Genomic DNA, 18,340 nt, shown 5'->3' on the forward strand with positions numbered 1-18,340 from the left:
GGACGATATTTCTAAAGTTGAAATATCGTCCATGACTTGTTTTCTTATGGGAGCATAATGTCAGCGTAAGCAGAGTTCTGAACCACTTTTGCTAGTGCAACCAGCGCGCAGGCGCCTCGCGCAGCAGCTGTTTCCTGATATGGCAAAATTGCCACAGTGGTGTTCTTTTTTGTTGGAATAAACGTCAATTGAGTAGAAATGGTTTCTGAAATCTGCTGATGGAACTCCGGTTTCTGCAGGATTCGACTATTTAAATAAATGGCATCTGCGTCACACATCATTAGTAAGTTAGCCACAGAAATGCCTAAATAGCGCACCGCCTGATTCAGACTTTGGGTAATAAATGAATCACCCAGATCATAAGCAGCCAGCACCGTATCTAGGTTGATTTTAGTTGGATCTGCGACTAAAGATCGGAGTACCGTTGTGTTGGAGTTACGGTACAATAGGCGCGCTTTCTTCAATATCCACGTTTCTGAAATATAGGTTTGGAGACAACCTCTTTTACCGCATTCGCACTGAAAGCCATCTGGATTAACGACAGTATGGCCAATCTCACCGATGTAGTAATTACGTTTAGGATGCAAACTGTTAGGCTCAATGAAAGCGGCATAAAGGCCATAACCTGAGTGAAGAAAGAGAAACTTGTCTGGGGTATTGGCAGAATCGAAAAGGAAACGTGCCAATGCCATGGATTCAATGTTGTTTTCAGCCAGTATGGGCAAAGAAATCGCTAGGCGGATTTTTGACAAGTCAAAAGTGTTCCACATCGGGTTATTGGAAATGATTGTTTGGTGCTCACCATCATAATGGCCTGGAATGGCAACGCCAACCCCTAAGAATTTATGATGCGGGTAATTTTTCACAATTGAATTGATTTTCTCAGCAATTAAACCATTAATATCTTGGTTTTGAACTTGCTCGTAAGGGGTTAAATTACTGCTTAAGGGATTGCCTAGAATGTCGCAAACAAAAGTAGCCATACCGGAGAGGCTGAAATCAACGCCGATGCAGTAGCCAAAGTTCTGATTAAGCTCAATCACTTTTTGCTTGCGGCCAGAACCGGTACCCGAAACTTCTTGCCCAGTTTCTACAACCATATTTTCAGTAATGAGTTGTGCGACAGTTTGCGAAACTGTGGCAGGAGTCATGCCAGTACCTTTATAGATTTCTGTGCGAGTGGCGTGAGGATGCCGGTAAATAAATTGTACAGTACGCTCACGGTTATGATGATTGATTCCTTCGTTGACCATCGACATTCGCTCCTTTATTTTAATTATAAAATAAAAAAATAGCCGAGGCAAGCGTGCAAACACGTCAGAAAATGTATTCATCAGCCTAAGAGACGATTCATTAACTGAATATCGGAGCGGCAAGAGGGGGCTAGAATTTATTTTTTTAAAAAATAAGTCTTGCCTTTAATCCGCTTACACGTTATCGTTAATTATGAAATATAAATAAAGGGGATGCAGAAATTGCAGACGTTTATGTCATTCTTGCAGAACAAACTCGCTCCTGTCGGCGAGAAGATCAGCAAACAGCGTCATTTAAAAGCGTTGCGAGAAGGATTCATGCTAGCCATGCCACTTGTCTTGATTGGTTCCATTTTTGTACTAATTGCTAGCTTTCCCATTGCAAGCTGGACCACTTGGCTCCATGCTCATGGGCTAGACGTTATTCTCAACAATATGGTGAACAATAGCTTCGGGTTAATTGCTTTACTGACAACATTTGGTGTGGCTTACCGGCTGGCGGAGTCTTATCACGTTGATGGATTGTCAGCAGGGGCACTATCTGTCGCAAGTTTACTGTTGGTGACACCATCAATCCTTAACAAGGAAAATATCGCGGGAATTCCATACCCAGCGTTGGGCGGGAAGGGGTTGTTTGCCGCCATTATTGTTGGGTTTATTACGGCTGAGATTTTTCGTTGGTTTGTTCAGAAGAATTTTACGATAAAGATGCCAGGAAGTGTTCCAGAAGTCGTCAGTAAATCTTTCGTCGCGTTGGCTCCCGGCGCAGTAATTCTAGTCTTTTTTGAAACTCTAACCGTAATTTTGAAGGCGCTCAACATTGGTAGCGTTAATGATGCTTTATCCATCATTATCGGTAAGCCATTGTCACTCATTGGCGGATCGCTTATCGGAACCTTCGTGGCGATTTTCCTGAATTCTCTCTTTTGGTTTTGCGGAGTCAACGGCGGACAAATTGTTAACACAGTCATGCAGCCAATTTGGTTACAGTTTACAGATGAAAACAGAATTGCCCTACAAGCGGGTGCAGCACACCTTCCCAACATCATTACACAACCTTTCATTGACCTATTTGTTTACATGGGCGGAGGTGGTGCCACCATTGGCTTAGCATTGTGTCTCATGTTCTTCAGTAAGAGCAAGGAGTATCGAACACTGGGGAGAATCTCTGGTATTCCTGCACTTTTCAATATAAATACGGCTATTCTTTTCAGTTTCCCGACTGTGCTTAATCCGATCATGCTGATACCGTTTATTCTGACACCACTGGTTAATGCGACGCTGACATATTTTGCTATGCTGCTCCACTTTGTTCCATTGACCACTGGCGCCACATTGCCGTGGACTACCCCGCCAATTATTGGTGGATTCTTAGCCACCGGGGGAAGTATTAATGCGGCAATACTGCAAGTGATTTGCGTGGCCCTCTCCTTTGCAATTTATTATCCGTTTTTTAAAGCAGCAGACCATGCTCGATTGGTAGAAGAAGAAAACCAGGAGGTTGCATAAATGACTGCAACAGTTTTACAAAGTGTCGATGACACGACCATGCGTTTTGCTCAGAATGAGCTCTCCCACTATTTGAGGAAAATGTTACCAGAAAATAGTCAAGATCCGGCGCAGGCGAGCATTCGTTTGGTACTTAACAAGGATCCTCATCAGGATGAACTGGACCATGTTCGAATTACTATGGAAGAGGGGCAAGGAAAAATTGAGGGTAATCATCCGGTAGTCGTATTAATTGGTGTCTATCAGCTGCTGCACCACTTTGGGGCACGCTTCGTTCGGCCTGGACGTAATAATGAGGTGATTCCTTCAATTACGATGGATGTTTTCAACCAGCCTTTCAGCTACGACCATAAGGCTAGTTATAAACATCGTGGAGTCTGCATTGAGGGTGCAGATTCTGTCGAAAACATTATGCAGTTTATCGATTGGCTACCAAAAATCGGATTTAATACGTTCTTTGTCCAATTTGAGAACCCGTATACATTTTTTAAACGGTGGTATACCCACGAGTTTAATTCGTATTGGGATAAGGGTACCTTCACTAACGCCATGGTGGAAAAAATGAGTCGGCAAGTGGATGAGGCAATTGCAACACGCGGGCTTAAGCACCATCGTGTGGGTCATGGTTGGACGGGAGAGGTGCTTGGGTATTCTTCGAAGTTTGGCTGGGAGTCGGGGCTGAGACTGCCAGAAGAGAAGGAAAAGTTTGTTGCAGAAGTTAACGGTAAGCGTGCACTGATTGATGGTACTCCCATTTTGACTAGCTTGGATTTTTCTAATCCTGTTGTTATACCAAAAATGTCAGACGTGGTTGTCCAATATGCAGAGCAGCATCCTGAAGTGGACTACTTACATGTTTGGCTGTCCGATGCAAATAATAACATTTGTGAATGTGAACAGTGCCGCAAGGAATTACCAGCAGATCAATATGTTCGATTCCTCAATTACCTGGACCAAGAGTTAACCGCACATCATCTCAACACCAAGATTTGCTTTTTGCTGTATCATGAACTTCTTTTCGCACCAGCAAAGGAGAAAATTAAGAACCCAGAACGTTTCACAATGATGTTCGCACCGATTAGCCGAACATTCGAGAAGAGTTATGCAGACGTAAATTATACCCAAGACATTCCCGCCCCTGCCGTCTATAAACGGAACCAAACCACACTGCCAACAACTTTGGAAGAGAATCTTTCATTCTTGTTTGACTGGCAAAAGGGCTTTAAAGGGGACAGCTTTGTCTATGATTATCCCCTTGGTAGAGCACACTATGGGGATCTGGGATATATGAATATCAGTCGTATTATTTCCCGTGATGTTAAGTATCTTAGTCACTTGCATCTCCATGGCTACATTAGCTGCCAGGAGTTGCGTGCCGGCTTTCCGACAACTTTCCCGAATTACGTCATGGGTCAAACGTTGTGGGATAAAGAGACTAACTTTGAGGATCTTCGTCAGGAGTACTTTGAGGCAGCATATGGTAAATCAACTTACCCTGCAGTGGTGAAGTATTTACAGAAAGTCTCTGATGATTCTAGCAGTGATTATTTTAATGCCATTGGTCCACGGGTGAGCGAACAAATGTCTAAACGATATCAACGGATCGTGGCAGAAGCAAGGGATTTCTTGCCAGTTATCAGAGTTGCGTTATCTGAGGTGACGGGGACACAGAAGAAAAACTGGGAGGTGTTGGATTACCATCGTCAATCAACCCAAAAGTTAGCCCAAGCTCTGTCATGGTTGGCAGACGGGCAAACGGACCGAGCAGAAGCGGAGTGGCAAGAGTTTGTTGATTTCATCAAATTAAACGAGAAATTCTACCAACCGTATTTGGACGTTTACCGCATTATTGAAGTGGCAACAAATTACGCGGGATTTAAGTATAGGGATGCTCCCGTGCAAGAGTAGCTACAGTCAACCAGTACTTGTTCCTTAGCACACACGAAAAAAAGGCCAAACGATTCATCGGGCGTTGAAGTCTGATGTGGATCGTTTGGCCTTTTTCCTAATTAATTGTACTGATAATGAATCATTGATTGATATTCGTCGTGCAATTGCTGGTTGAGTTTGTCACCACCATCAAGATTGGCGGAATAGAAAATCGGTGGATGTTTAATTCCGTGTTGAACCATTCGTTGGCAAACTTCTACAATAATCGTATTGAGAATTGCTGCACCGATAACCGTGGAAGTTGGTCCAACTTTTTGGTTAATCCCAGGGATGGGACAGGCAGCATCACCAATATCGCCGTGATTATCAATGACGACATCGGCAATTTCAAAGAGGCGTTTCCCAGATGAATGTCTACTAGTAACGGATTTAGAGTATGTCAGATTTGTGAGGGCGATGATTTTAACCCCCCTTGCTTTGGCTGCTAGCCCTAAATCGATAATTACGGGATTACGGCCAGATACCGAATGAAGAATCAGCACATCATCTTTTTGAAATGGTACCGTACTTGCTAGTGCTGTGCCATATCCTTCCAATCGCTCCATCTTGCTGGTGAAAGTGATTGGCTTACGATCAAGCATCAATTCTCGACCAAAGATGGCATTAATTGTCATCATGCCACCAGCACGGTAATACATTTCCTCGGCAAGAATACCAGCATGACTAGCACCGAAGATGTAGATTGATTGTTTTCTCAAATTTGCCTGCAGCAGGAGCTCAATTGCTTTATTGATGTTTGGTGCTTCATCCTTCTGTACGGTAGTCAGCAGTGCCTGTACTTTATCCATGTATTGATACAAAGTTATAAGCCTCCAAACAGTTTACCAATTCCTTGAGCAATCATGCTCCAAAGACTTAAATCATTGCCACCAAAAATCAATATCCAGTTACGAATAGTATGGCTAAGTAACACGCCAGAGAAACCAACCAGAGCGACCATAACGAAGGAAGCAGTGGCAGTCCCAATTACCGCACCACGCACACCACCTTGACCTTCACCGATGACAGCCGCACCACCGCATTCGAAAAAGCTAGTGATGACAAGCGGTACAAGCAGGATGCCAAACAGGTTAAATGAGTTGGCGATAATGACAAGAATTGTGGAGGTAATCATTGCCGTGATAAAGCCAATAATGACAGCATTTGGTCGGTAATTGAACAGAATCGGCACGTCAAATGCAGGTTTAGCACCAGGCACTACTTTTTCAGCAATTCCTTGGAAGGCCGGTACGATTTGGTTGATTAATAACCGTACTCCGTAAAGTAAGATGAGCAGACCAGCGCCAAAGGTAAGGCCTTGGTTGATGGCATACATCACCAAATTGCTTCCCTTTGGTACAAGCACAGGGGCAATAATGCCGACGATAATATCAACTAAAAACATGACCATGCCGCCCGTGATAGAGATTTCATGAAAGAAAGACAACCCCTTGGGAATATTCAGATCTTCTGTGGAGTGGGCCTTGTTACCGACCCGTTTTGCAACAAATCCAGAAATCATTGAAAGAATACCAGTTGGGTGACCGATTAAGAAGGAATCATCGCCGGTTGCGTCCCAGACGTAGTGCCGCATGATCCATGGCATAAAGGACCAGTAACAAGCAGAAATGATTGCACCAAGGATAATCAATAGATTTCCGCGGACACCGCCTTCGACCAAACCAGCGATGATGACGAAAGGCACCCACCAAAGCATGTGGCCTGTAAGGAAAATAGTTTTGACGGGAGTGAAACGGGCGATCAGCAAGTGAATGATCAGTCCGAGGAACATAGCCATACCCACTGCCCCACCATAGTCGGCAGTAAATGTGATATCTGACAACCCTTTTGCCACTTTAACGCCCATTTGAGTTTGGACGGCGGTATTAATGCTAGCGATTGTGCCTGTCAGCATATTCACCCCTTCGGTTAGAATCAACATGCCGAAAGCGGCTGTGAGAGACCCTTTGATGATATCCGCAAATGGTTTGCGTTGAATCACCAAACCTAAAGCTGCAATCAGACCTAATAGAATGGGTGGATTTTGCAACACGTTTTTTGCAATCCAATTAATGACAACCATTGACTATTCCTCCTTCCTAGATGAAAGATATTTCTCAAGTTTCTCCCTAACCTCGCCTTTATCCATATATTTCTTGACGGCATAGACCGGATTTTTGGTGGATTCTTGTAAGTCAGGCGATAATTCCTGACTCGTGAAATAAACGTCCGCATCTGTTGCCTTTGCCGTGGCAATGTCAGTGTTTTCAACAGTGGCATCAATATCCAAGTCCTTAACAACCTTGTCTAGAGTCATTTTTAGGACCATTGAGCTGCCAACCCCAAATCCACAAACTGCTAAAATTTTCATTTTGCTACCTCCGATTTTTTTAAAAGCGTAATGATTTGCTGACGATTACCAGCCAGTATGGTTTGATAAGAATGATCGTCCATAAACACGCTCATTACTTTTTGCAGACTCTTTAAATGGCTTGTATTGTCAACAGCGGCCATGATGAGAAAGATTTTGACTGGTTTACCAGCTAAATCAACCGACTGTTTTGTAACCAACAGACTCATTCCAGGCTTATTGACGCCTTCGCCGGGCCTTGCGTGCATTAAGGCAAAATAATCAGTGAGCACCATATATGGCCCGTTTTCTTTGACGCTTTGAATCATATGGTCGACATATTCATTCGTAATGACCTTTGCCCGGATTAATGGAACGCTGGCCATTTTGACAGCTGCTGTCCAGTCGGGCACATGGTCGACGACCTGGATTTCATCTTCAGAAATAATTGCTTTTGCCAAGGGTTACTTCACCTCCATCATTTTTGAAATAAACCAGTTTTTATCCTCAATGCCCTTCATTAACAGGTCCATGAAGGGTTCAACAGCAGCAGTGTCTTTCTTCCGGATCATGAGTAAAGCAATCACATCCGCTTTGTAGTTTCCCCAAGGAATCGGCTTATCCAAAACCAAAATAGAAATATTTGTGTGATCAACCAACGCCGGATCACCGTGGGGGATAACGAAGCCATTGCCCATATAGGTCGATTGAATTGTTTCTCGTTGCTGAACGGATTCTTTGAACGCCTGTTGGTGGGCTTCGGAGTCCCAGGTATTCTTATGAATTAAGAAATTTAAGGCTGTCTCTCTAGTTTTCAAATTATCGAAAAAGACGTGCCCGCTAAGTCCGGTTAATGTTTTTAAGAGATTTCCGGCGTCGGTTTTGTTTTGGTGCCGATCGGGTGCTGTTGTAATATCAATGTACTTACTCATGACATTTTTCATATCTTCCGTGGTGAGCAATGGCGAGATGTTAACGACTGGCTGACTGACTTTGCCAATACTGACAGTTGTGAGGATGAGATCCACATCGTCGAGATCCATACGGGCTAAATTGGCCACGGAAACGGCCTCAATCAGTGGAATGTCGGGAAAGATCCGTCTGATTTTCGCCGAAATAAGGGAGCTGGTGCCGATGCCGTTAGGACAGACAAATAGGATTCTGCGCATCTTTTTGGTGCGTTCGATGGCTGCTTGGAAATGAATAGTGACGAAGCCAACCTCATCAGCTGAGATCGTTAAATGGTTGTCGTGTCCAAAGTCGTTCAGTGCATACCACACTACCCCAAACAGTTTGCGATAATTCTTTCGGATTTCTGACAACAGCGGATTGACCACTGTCGTATTAGCCCGCAAACGCAAAACGAGCTGATACAGATGGACAAGTAAATCTGACTCCAGCCGACTATCTTGATTAAGATCAATATCTATGCCGGTACTGACACTAGCAATAAGTTTCTTGACCTTTTGCTTGAATAATCCAGGAATCGTTGCATTCTTCATAAAAAACTTGAAGCCATTACCCAAGATGACATAGGAAAGATAACGTAATTCTGCTTGTGAAAAATGATACATCCCGTCACTTTCTACACTCATGAGCAAGTCATAAACCAGTGGATATTTTTCAAATTGGAAGAACAAATCACCAAATTGGTTCCGTTCATCCACCTCAATATGGTGACCCGCACGACCACGCGTTATCACAATGGCCGTGGTAACCAGAATGTCCTGAAGATAACTCTCGGGCACTTCCAATTGCCATTTCTGCAACTTCTTTTCAAAAGCCTGCCGTAACTGCTTCAGCAACGTCATGTCCAGAAACATGGTGAGTGCAATCGTATTTGGGATAGGCGCCAGCATTAAATCCAGCACAATTCGTTTGGTGACGCGTTGTCTGAGTACTTCACCTCCTTTAATATATGTACCAGAGTTGTCGAATGCCAACGGGGCATTTTCCTGTGCTAGTATTTGCTTCGCAGTTGAGATGTCACCGGCGATGCTGCTGCGTGAGACAAAATACTCATCAGAAAGCTGTTGATAGCTGAGGTGTTCCCCGTTCAGCAGTCGAGAAATTATCTCGTATTTTCGGTCTTTCGGACTGAGATTTGCTTTTGCTATCACGTGATCACCTTCACCTTGTAGTTTATCGGTGTTGTTGAATGCAAGGTAGGCCAAAAAAGAAAACCTTTTCGTCAATATGAACTGAACACCTGAGGACAACAAAAAAACTCGCAATCACGTGGTAGAAATGTGGTTGCGAGCAGTTATTAATGATTATGCCGAATGAGACGTTAGGGCGTTATTTCGGTGTTTGATTGAATTGGGGATAGGCTCAAAATATCCGGCATCCGGTATACATGAAAATCAACAACCAAATCATCTAGCAAGTGGTCTTGATCAAATAGACAGGTGTAAATACCTGCATTATCACCTGTTTGAATATCCATTGGGCGATCGCCGATAATCACGGTTTTTTCTTTTACCAAAGAGAATTGTTCAATAATGTAATTCAGACCTGCTGGATTTGGCTTTCTCGGAAACCCGGTGTCAATACTGTAGATTGCGGAAAAATAATTGAGCAGCCCATGGCGGCTTAGCAAGTCATTCAGAGTATTTTCATCACGATGAGAGAGAACAAAATTTGAAGAACCGTTGTCCTGGATCTTCTGAAGTGTATTTTTTGTGCCAGCAAAAGGTAAAGCAGGTCGGACAATTTTCCTTTCATACTGGTGAAACACTTGAACGAATTCTGAGTTTGCAATGCCGTGAGATTCAACCAACTTTTTGATGGAGTGACGTTTAATAATACGATAAGCATCTTCGTCACCAATATCTAAGTCGAAATCCTTCAGAGCACGCATTACTGCAGTCATCATATTCGGATAAGTGTCAAAGAGAGTGCCATCAAAGTCCCAAATGTATGCGTCAAACATTGTTTGCTCCTTCCTTATTGCACCATAATAGCGGTTTGACCAATGGCCGCATCAGCAATTGGTTGTGGTTGTACATTGTTGAAGTGATCGCTATTGGTCACGATGAGCATGACCACGGGGTCTAATCCCGCTTCTTTGATTTTGGCCGGAGAGAAGTGAATTAATGGCTGGCCGACTGTGACCGCATCTCCCTTTGTTACTAAGTTCTCAAAGTACTTCCCCTTTAAAGAGACAGTGTCAATCCCAATGTGAATTAATAGTTGAATACCATTTTCTGTATCGTCAATACCGATGGCATGTCCTGTTTCAAAAGTAGCCACGATTTTACCATTCACTGGTGACACAATCTGATCACTGTTTGGATCAATTGCGATGCCTTTACCCATGATTCCAGATGAAAATGTGGGGTCATTTACATCAGCCAAAGGATGCACCTTACCGCTGACGGGGACCATGAGAGGAACGGGTGTATTTAAAGATACCGTACTGCCAGAGGAGACATTTTGATTGCTTAAATTTTCCACGGAATTCGGCTGTTCCGCCACTTTTATCGAATCCGGCTGATCATCAAATCCAATAATCCAAGTGGCAACGAATGTGACAATGCTGCTGATTAGTAATGTCGCAATTGCCTGTGGAATATAATTTTCAGTCTTTGAAAGCCACATTGGTAATGAAAGCAAGCCGGGGGTGACATAAATAAATGCCTTCATCTTCAACAGACCGGCAACGACACCAGCGGAAGCCGCACCAATCATGGCGCCGTACATTGGCTTTTTCAGCTTTAAATTAACACCATAAAGTGCAGGCTCGGTGATTCCACCGAGATAGGCCGTGATACTGGAAGAGAGAGCCAAAGAACGCAACTTTTTGTTTTTTGTCTTTAAACCAACGGCTAGAGATGCAGCTGCCTGTGAGATGTTGGAGCAAAGGGCCACCACCCGAATAATGGGATCGAATCCCTGTTGTGCAACGAGCATGATGCTGATTGGGCTGAGAGCCTTGTGCACACCCATCGAAACCAGCCATGGATACAATGCGGCTAAAACTGGAATGGCTAGCCAACCAACATTGTTGTACATCCATAGGCTTGCATTTGCGACTCCTTCAGATACCAGGTTGCCTGCCGGTCCAATGACTACAAAGGTCAAGGGGAGGGTGATGAGCATCACCATCATGGGTTCAAAGAATACTGCGATGGATTGTGGAGTTATCTTTTTTACCCATTTTTCAACGTAGGACATGAGCCAAACTGACAGAAGGGCGGGGATGATCTGGGCAGAATAACTGACAAGCGATACGTTAGCCCCTAAGAAGTTAATTGGCGCTTTGGCGGCGACCAATGCCGTCCAAGCCGGGTGTAAAGTCGCCAATCCCACAAAGGCACCGAGGTATTGGTTAGCACCAAAGATCTTGGCGGCAGAGAAGCCAACAAAGCCTGGCAGGAAAAAGAATCCTGTATCGAAAATTAGGTTCAAGAGAATATACGTCTGTGATTTGTCGCTGATTAGTCCAGTTAACGTCAGAACGAGGAGTAAAACTTTCCCCATCCCTGCACCAGCCATGATTGGAATGACGGGGGCGATAGTGCCAGTAATGGCTTTAATAATCCCATTGAAGATGGATGCCGGCGTAATCTTTTTCTTTTCTGTCAGTGCGTTTTGCAGACTGGGATCATCAATTCCCAGATTCCCAATTTTTAGAATATCATCGTAAACATCCGTAACATTAGTTCCGACGACAACCTGATATTGTCCGCCGGCTCGGGCGACGGAAAGTACACCATCGATTGCTTTGACTTGGTCATCATTAATTGATTTTTCATCCTTGAGGACAAAACGTAGACGGGTTGAGCAATGAATCAAGGATTGAACGTTTTTTTGGCCACCAACGGCTGTGAGAATGTTTTGTGCCATATTCGATGTTGTCATTTCATTTCACTCCTAATCTGATGACTTGTTCGATGTGGATGGTGAGGTACAACTTTTCATCATCGTCCAGCGGATAGTTATACTTTTGGGAAATATAGCGACTTACTTTTTCTGCACAAGCAAATGCGTCATGATAACGGGTTGCCAAAACGGTCAATAAATCCGATCCTGGAAGTCTTCTTCCTGGTGTCTGGTGAGAAAGGATGTTCATCGCAAAATACTTGAGATGAGTAACGAATCGGTTATAAGCCAAGGAGTTTTCGTCCAGATCGACGTTGAGAGTGTATTTCACAATGCTGAGAATCTGATTGATAAAAGCGGTACTTTTGTAAAATTTATCAATGTCTTGATCCGTTTCTGCACCAATTATTTGGATGGCAATAAAGCCTGCTTCATCATCGGTCCTTTGAATGCCTGTGCTGTCGTAAATCATTGCAACGGCCTTTTTGCCCACTGCATATTCTTCCGAGTAGAAACGTTGAATTTCAAACAGAAGTCTATTCTGGAGTACTAAACCTGACGTGTAACGCTTGATTGCGGCGTTGATATGATCAGATAGAGCAAGGTAAATTGTCTGACTGAACTTTTGTTTCAAATCCACTTTGGCCATATCAACAATTTCTTTGGTGAGCAGGATAATGCTGATTGGAATGTCTTGCAACATGTCCACGAATTGACGTTTGACACCTGGTTCGCGAATCACAAATGTTTTAATGATCTTTGACTCAGGTATTTCCTGTCCTTGATGACCGCCATAAGCAAGTCCCTTACCCATGACAATGACTTCGTTTCCATTGGTGTCTTTGCTGATCACAGCGTTGTTATTGAGAATTTTCCTAATGCGCATAGCGTCACCTCCCCACGAAAAAAACCTATTTATGGCCGTAATAAATACGACTCATAAATAGGTTTTGTGTCGCCTGATACCTGCTTAACAACCCTATCATCTGATTAGCTAAGCTCACTGTACAACAAACCAGACTGATATGCAAGCGCTTGCTCTCACCATCTTAGACGAAAGAAGGCTCGTGTATTACAATGGTACGGATTGACAGCGCTTTAGATCGCCCGGATGTGGTAAAGGCCCGTCAAGGAATTGATTCACCATACAGGTGCATGTAGAAAGTTAGTCAAGGCAGTTACCACTTCTAGCTATGATGGATAGATGATCCGGGAGAATGGAAAGAGGAGGGAATAGGATCATGATGATTTCAAACTTTGACAAATTGACGGTGCCGATTTCTGGTCTCGATTGGTCGACGCTAAGGGCAAAGTTTCAACCCAAATCAGAAATGGTTGACGGTCACGAGGTGTTCAGATTTAACCAGAATTTGGAGAATGCCCATCATGTTATCTCAAGAACTCTAAACATGGCGGTGGAGCCTGTGGAGACGTACATTCCATGGCATGTGCATGATTATATTGAGTTTTCTGTGGTCGTTAAGGGAGAATGTGTCTTTGAGTTTTTGGATCAAACGGTCACTGTAACGGCAGGCCGAGTCATGTTAGTTGATCGACGGTGTGCGCACCGAACAAAGTCGTTAACAAAGAAGGATTTGGTACTCGAGATTGGAATTCGGGCATCTTTACTGCAGTCAATTTTTCTTGATGCGGTACCCACACAGAGCATACTGACTGACTTTGTTCGGCAACTATTCAATAAGACTGCTTATGCAGAACGTTATTGGCAATTTGACAAAGTGAACCAAGTGACACTTGTATCAATTATCCAAGGTTTGATTGAGGAATATACGGGAGAAGCGTCGTTAGTCAGCGAACTGGCACAGTCTTTTATCCAGGCATTACTAATCTTGTTAATGCAACAATCTCGAACCATCAGTCATGATCAGCCTCATCTCAATAAATACCACGCACAGCCTCTAGATCTCATACTCTATATTGATGAGCATTATCGCGACATTGGATTGTCCCAAATGGCCGCTTATTTCAATTACTCGCCTAATTATTTATCTTCTGAGTTGAAGAAAGCAACGGGAAAAGTGTTCAGTCAATTGGTCCAACAGAAACGAGTGGCTGTTGCTAAAGCATTATTGCGTCAGACCAATTGGCCAATTGAGGTCATTGCTGAGCGAGTTGGTTATGAGAACCCTGTTTTTTTCCATAAGTTATTTAAGCGCGAGGAACAACAGACACCAGCGGAATATCGTCAGAGGACACAATCGTTGAATCGAACATAGTGTACTGAGGAATCGCTCATTCCCAGGAGTGATAGCGCTTGCTATGATGGCTTTAGATAAAGAAAGAAGGGGCTATCATTGAAAGCACTGCAAGGATTTATGGAAAAGCATTTTATTCCAGTGGCCACACGTATCTCGGCTAATAAATGGATTCAAAGCATCAGTAGGGGCACGATGAGCCTAATGGGTATCATTATTGTCGGAGCAATTTTTTCACTGCTCAATAGTATTGGTATTCCTGCTTATCAAACCTTTTTGAAGGGAACTGGGCTTGCAAACTTTTTAAGTTTTGTGCCGGCTGTTACGATCAATGCGATCGCATTGTACATGGTATTCTTGATTGCCTACCAGGCCGCACACATGTTTGGCAAGCCGGAACTTGGTGTCAATGTGGGCGTTATTGCGTTGGTTTCATTCTTGACGTTAGTACCATTGCAGATCAAAACGCCTAAAGGCGCACTGCAAGCAATCACGTCCATGAATGTGGACTACATCGGTTCGCGCGGCGCATTTACTGCAATTATTACTGCAATGATTGTGACGACAGTGTACCTTTGGATTGTTAAGAAGAATTGGGTAATTCACATGCCCGATGGTGTACCATCACAAGTGAGCAAATCATTCACCGACATTATTCCGGCATTCGTCATTCTTGCACTTTTTGCATTAATTCGGTGGGGATTCAGTGCTACCTCGTATGTTTCGGCCACTGATTTCATTTACAAAATTTTACAAACACCAATTGAAAATTTAACAGGATCATTGCCATCCTTTATCATTTTGATTATTCTGGCTCAATTACTTTGGTTCTTCGGCATTCACGGTTCTTTCACGATTTTACCTATCTTGATGCCGATCTGGATTGGATACATTAATTCAAACATGGCGGCATACCACGCCGGTCGTCCAATTCCGCACATGTTCAATATTGAGATGTACAATATGTTAGCCATCGGTGGTGCTGGCGGCACGCTTGGTTTTGTCATCGTGATGTTGTTGTTTGCTAAGAGTCAACAGTACAAAAAAATGGCTCGTTTGGTTATCTTACCTGGATTATTCAACATCAATGAGCCCTTGATCTTTGGATTGCCAATCATTTTGAATCCAGTCCTGTTCATTCCGTTTGTATTCACGCCTGTGTTGATCCTACTTTTAGGATATGCATTGATGGTAACTGGAATTGTCGGTGTGCCAATAGGATTGTTTCTTCCGGCGAGTACACCGATTGTCATTTCTGGAATTATGCAGGGTAGTTGGACATATGCAGTTTGGCAAGTTGTTGCGGTACTGATCTCATGTCTCACCTACTACCCATTTTTTAAGATCCTAGATAAAACGGCTCTGGAGGACGAGACTAATGCAGCTCTTCTGAAGGAGGCAGACTAAAAATATGGCTAATCCATTTTTATGGGGTGTATCGACATCTGCGTTTCAAATTGAAGGGGCAGCGACCGAAGATGGCAAAGGATTGAGTACAGTAGATGTTCGGCCCGGCAAGGGAAATATTGCAGATACGAGCGTCGCTGCTGATTTTTATCATCGATGGCCAGAAGATGTAAAGCTGTTGAAAGAGCTTGGTGTTAACAGTTTTCGATTTTCACTAAGCTGGTCTCGAATTTTGCCCAACGGAACAGGGGTGGTCAATAAAGATGGGATACAGTATTACAATCGCTTGATTGATCAATTGTTACGGAATGGCATTCGGCCAGTGGTTACACTGAATCACTTTGATATGCCAGAAACTCTGATCAAACGGTATAACGGTTGGCTTTCTCGACAGTCCGTCGATGATTTTTCAGCCTATGCAAAACTGGCTTTCACGCTATTTGGTGATCGAGTCAAAACTTGGCTCACAATTAATGAACCGCTGATGCTAATGTTTAATCCTGGATATAATGGCAGTCACTATGCCGATCCGGATACGCCAAGCGTTCACAATTATCAAATGCTGCACTATATTCTACTGGCAGAGAAGAAAGCAATGAAATTGTGTCATGATATTGTGCCAGAAGGGAAGATTGGACCGGTCACTGCCTTCCAAAATGTCTATGCTGCCAGCAAAAATAGTGAAGATATTCAAGCGGCACGCATTGCTGAAGAACAGCTCAGTTACTGGATATTGGATGTGGCTGCCAAAGGACACTACCCTGAGGATACATTGAGTCGCCTGCAGCTCTTGAAACTTGCACCGACAGTTACAAATGAAGATACAGAAATATTCCAGTCTTCCTTCCCAGACTTCATTGCATTCAATTATTATGCAAGCATTACTGCCGGTGCACCTAAAAAGCAAAATGGTTTTTTACCACCATTCTTCCGATCAGTAGATTTCTCAATTGATATGGGAGAAGAACGGAAAACCAACAAATGGTCTGCCATGAGGGCTGATCCAGCTGGATTGGCCATGTCGGCAAAGAAATTAGTGAATCGTTACCATTTGCCAGTGATGGTTACAGAAAATGGCTATGCCGATACGATGATGCCGGACGATAATGGTGAGATACACGATTGCGAACGAATCACGTTTTTGAGGGAGCATATTAAGGTGTGTCAACGATTGTTGGATGAGCATGTACCAATCACCGGTTATTTTATTTGGTCATTCTTAGATTCATTAAGTGGCCGCGAAGGATTTAGCAAACGTTATGGCTTAGTTTTCGTCAATCGCACCGATACAGAATTGCGCGATCTGCGACGTATTCCTAAGGACAGCTACTATTGGTATCAACATTTCTTAAGTACGGGAGGTCTTTAGATGATCGATCCATTTTCGTTTCCAAATATTCATTTTCCTGAGCAGTTTCTTTTTGGCGCAGCGACGGCTGGTGAACAAGTGGAGGGCAATAACAAATCGCAGTTCGATACACGGGTGTATCAGCAAAATGTTGAAAATGAGGGCATGCAATACGCATTACCAGGGAAGGCAGCTAACAGTTGGGAGCAATTCCCTGACGACGTAGCGCTTTTGAAGAAGATGCATCTGAACCTATATCGAATGTCGATTGAATGGTCGCGCATCGAGCCAGAGAGAGGACACTATGACGAAGTTGCAGTGGCCCACTACATTGACCAATTCAAGCAATTGCGCGAAGCAGGGATTAAGATCTGCTTAACGCTTCATCACTTTGCTCATCCACAATGGTTTGAAAAACAAGGGGCTTTTCGCACATTGGATAATGTATCTGAGTTTCAGAAGTATTTGACGTATATTGTTCCCAAGGTTGCGCCTTATGTAGACTATTGGATTGTTATCAACGAGTCGAATCTTCCTTTTCAATATTCCATTACGGAACGGATGAATCTGTTGACTTATCACGCGATTGGATATGGACTAATTAAAAAGTACTCTGATAAACCAGTAAGCTCGGCAATCTCTTTTTCCCCTAAGCATCCCTTTCGAGGTAGTGAAAATTCGTTGGATCAACTCATGGCAAAGTGGCTTGACTACACGGAAAATGAATATTTCATACATGCATTGCGTACGGGTGAAGTCACTATGCCTGAACATGACGCTTATACTGTTGAGGGGTTAAAGGATTCTTTTGACTACTGGGCCGTCAATATCTATGTGCGCCAGAATATTGATGGGCATAAGGCCGATTACCGTTCTGGCGACTATGCGGCCACCCACCTCGATGTGTTGCCTCATCCATTTTATATGGAAGAGATTTCTCCAGAAATCATCATCGATATGGCGGCTCGCTTTTCTGACAAACCAATTTTGATTACTGAAAATGGATTTGCCACAACCAATGACGATGTCCGAATTGTGTATATTGCTGAAATGTTGCAGGAAATTCACCAGGCAATTCAAATGGGGTATCCAATTATTGGTTATACGCATTGGTCCCTATTGGATAATTGGGAATGGGGAGATACAACGCCAACCTTTGGACTTGCTTCCGTGGATGGACAGTTTAACCGACATTTGAAGCATAGTGGAGAGTTCTATGGAGATATTGCTGAAAGCGGACAGTTGACTCAAGAAATTTTACGTCAGTATCTGCATGAACAACCAAAACTAGATTGATTTTGACGAGAAAAAATCCAGATTCAACAATAGGAAATGTGAGCAGCACTGGCCTAACAGCAAAATTTCTTTATGCTGAGTTAGTAGGTGTGTCGGATATACGGGAAATTCGGTTGTAAATTTTCATTATACCTATACCAAATTATATGGTGCATGGCTCCGTAGGAATCTCGACGTGCCCAATGAAACCAGTTGGCGATTATTCTGG

At 43.4% G+C, this 18,340-nt stretch carries 15 protein-coding genes; 6 read left to right on the top strand and 9 right to left on the bottom strand.

What is annotated here, in order from left to right:
- Positions 1–44: 44 nt before the first annotated feature.
- Positions 45–1,253 (bottom strand): ROK family transcriptional regulator, encoded by a 1,209-nt coding sequence (locus FD09_RS00660; protein ID WP_057817241.1) that lies wholly within the window; start codon positions 1,251–1,253, stop codon positions 45–47.
- Positions 1,254–1,475: 222 nt separating this feature from the next.
- Here FD09_RS00660 and FD09_RS00665 point away from each other — a divergent pair, with 222 nt between their 5' ends.
- Together FD09_RS00665 and FD09_RS00670 are read left to right on the top strand one after the other, a co-directional pair.
- Positions 1,476–2,762, top strand: a complete 1,287-nt coding sequence (locus tag FD09_RS00665) for a PTS sugar transporter subunit IIC (protein ID WP_157053652.1) — start codon at positions 1,476–1,478, stop codon at positions 2,760–2,762.
- Complete coding sequence (locus tag FD09_RS00670; RefSeq protein WP_057817245.1) at positions 2,763–4,670, top strand: DUF4838 domain-containing protein; 1,908 nt, start codon at positions 2,763–2,765, stop codon at positions 4,668–4,670.
- A gap of 101 nt (positions 4,671–4,771) precedes the next feature.
- Here FD09_RS00670 and FD09_RS00675 read toward each other — a convergent pair whose 3' ends face one another.
- From FD09_RS00675 to licT, 8 genes are all read right to left on the bottom strand, one after another.
- Complete coding sequence (locus FD09_RS00675; protein ID WP_057817247.1) at positions 4,772–5,512, bottom strand: sugar isomerase domain-containing protein; 741 nt, start codon at positions 5,510–5,512, stop codon at positions 4,772–4,774.
- A 2-nt stretch (positions 5,513–5,514) separates the two neighbouring features.
- The gene (locus tag FD09_RS00680) at positions 5,515–6,774 is read right to left on the bottom strand and encodes a PTS ascorbate transporter subunit IIC (RefSeq protein ID WP_415649603.1); all 1,260 of its coding nucleotides are present in this window, start codon (positions 6,772–6,774) and stop codon (positions 5,515–5,517) included.
- A gap of 3 nt (positions 6,775–6,777) precedes the next feature.
- The gene (locus FD09_RS00685) at positions 6,778–7,062 is read right to left on the bottom strand and encodes a PTS sugar transporter subunit IIB (RefSeq protein WP_057817249.1); all 285 of its coding nucleotides are present in this window, start codon (positions 7,060–7,062) and stop codon (positions 6,778–6,780) included.
- Positions 7,059–7,502, bottom strand: a complete 444-nt coding sequence (locus tag FD09_RS16175; protein ID WP_057817251.1) for a PTS sugar transporter subunit IIA — start codon at positions 7,500–7,502, stop codon at positions 7,059–7,061. Before FD09_RS16175 ends, FD09_RS00685 begins: the two co-directional genes overlap by 4 nt.
- Positions 7,503–7,505: 3 nt before the next feature.
- Complete coding sequence (locus tag FD09_RS16180) at positions 7,506–9,161, bottom strand: BglG family transcription antiterminator (protein ID WP_235812178.1); 1,656 nt, start codon at positions 9,159–9,161, stop codon at positions 7,506–7,508.
- A gap of 170 nt (positions 9,162–9,331) precedes the next feature.
- Complete coding sequence (locus tag FD09_RS00700) at positions 9,332–9,973, bottom strand: HAD-IA family hydrolase (protein ID WP_057817254.1); 642 nt, start codon at positions 9,971–9,973, stop codon at positions 9,332–9,334.
- A 14-nt stretch (positions 9,974–9,987) separates the two neighbouring features.
- Positions 9,988–11,904: a beta-glucoside-specific PTS transporter subunit IIABC gene (locus FD09_RS00705; protein ID WP_057817256.1), complete on the bottom strand. Its 1,917-nt coding sequence runs from the start codon at positions 11,902–11,904 to the stop codon at positions 9,988–9,990.
- 1 nt (position 11,905) lies between these two features.
- The gene (gene licT / locus FD09_RS00710) at positions 11,906–12,751 is read right to left on the bottom strand and encodes a BglG family transcription antiterminator LicT (protein WP_057817258.1); all 846 of its coding nucleotides are present in this window, start codon (positions 12,749–12,751) and stop codon (positions 11,906–11,908) included.
- A gap of 355 nt (positions 12,752–13,106) precedes the next feature.
- Between licT and FD09_RS00715 the strand changes: the two genes are divergently transcribed.
- From FD09_RS00715 to FD09_RS00730, 4 genes are all read left to right on the top strand, one after another.
- Positions 13,107–14,102 (top strand): AraC family transcriptional regulator, encoded by a 996-nt coding sequence (locus FD09_RS00715; RefSeq protein WP_057817260.1) that lies wholly within the window; start codon positions 13,107–13,109, stop codon positions 14,100–14,102.
- Between the two features lie 78 nt (positions 14,103–14,180).
- Positions 14,181–15,488, top strand: a complete 1,308-nt coding sequence (locus tag FD09_RS00720) for a PTS sugar transporter subunit IIC (protein WP_057817262.1) — start codon at positions 14,181–14,183, stop codon at positions 15,486–15,488.
- A 4-nt stretch (positions 15,489–15,492) separates the two neighbouring features.
- Complete coding sequence (locus tag FD09_RS00725; RefSeq protein WP_057817265.1) at positions 15,493–16,857, top strand: glycoside hydrolase family 1 protein; 1,365 nt, start codon at positions 15,493–15,495, stop codon at positions 16,855–16,857.
- Positions 16,858–18,132, top strand: coding sequence for a family 1 glycosylhydrolase (locus tag FD09_RS00730; RefSeq protein WP_057817266.1), 1,275 nt, complete (start codon positions 16,858–16,860; stop codon positions 18,130–18,132).
- Positions 18,133–18,340: the final 208 nt, after the last annotated feature.

This window comes from Schleiferilactobacillus perolens DSM 12744 (assembly GCF_001435585.1).
Taxonomy (GTDB): domain Bacteria; phylum Bacillota; class Bacilli; order Lactobacillales; family Lactobacillaceae; genus Schleiferilactobacillus; species Schleiferilactobacillus perolens.

What these genes read in the sequence shown, in the direction of transcription:
- FD09_RS00660 (WP_057817241.1), bottom strand. Translation starts at nt 1,253, where the DNA reads ATGGTCAACGAAGGAATCAATCATCATAACCGTGAGCGTACTGTACAA.
- FD09_RS00730 (WP_057817266.1), top strand. Translation starts at nt 16,858, where the DNA reads ATGATCGATCCATTTTCGTTTCCAAATATTCATTTTCCTGAGCAGTTT.
- licT (WP_057817258.1), bottom strand. Translation starts at nt 12,751, where the DNA reads ATGCGCATTAGGAAAATTCTCAATAACAACGCTGTGATCAGCAAAGAC.
- FD09_RS00680 (WP_415649603.1), bottom strand. Translation starts at nt 6,774, where the DNA reads ATGGTTGTCATTAATTGGATTGCAAAAAACGTGTTGCAAAATCCACCC.
- FD09_RS00715 (WP_057817260.1), top strand. Translation starts at nt 13,107, where the DNA reads ATGATGATTTCAAACTTTGACAAATTGACGGTGCCGATTTCTGGTCTC.
- FD09_RS00705 (WP_057817256.1), bottom strand. Translation starts at nt 11,904, where the DNA reads ATGACAACATCGAATATGGCACAAAACATTCTCACAGCCGTTGGTGGC.
- FD09_RS00725 (WP_057817265.1), top strand. Translation starts at nt 15,493, where the DNA reads ATGGCTAATCCATTTTTATGGGGTGTATCGACATCTGCGTTTCAAATT.
- FD09_RS00670 (WP_057817245.1), top strand. Translation starts at nt 2,763, where the DNA reads ATGACTGCAACAGTTTTACAAAGTGTCGATGACACGACCATGCGTTTT.
- FD09_RS00685 (WP_057817249.1), bottom strand. Translation starts at nt 7,062, where the DNA reads ATGAAAATTTTAGCAGTTTGTGGATTTGGGGTTGGCAGCTCAATGGTC.
- FD09_RS00700 (WP_057817254.1), bottom strand. Translation starts at nt 9,973, where the DNA reads ATGTTTGACGCATACATTTGGGACTTTGATGGCACTCTCTTTGACACT.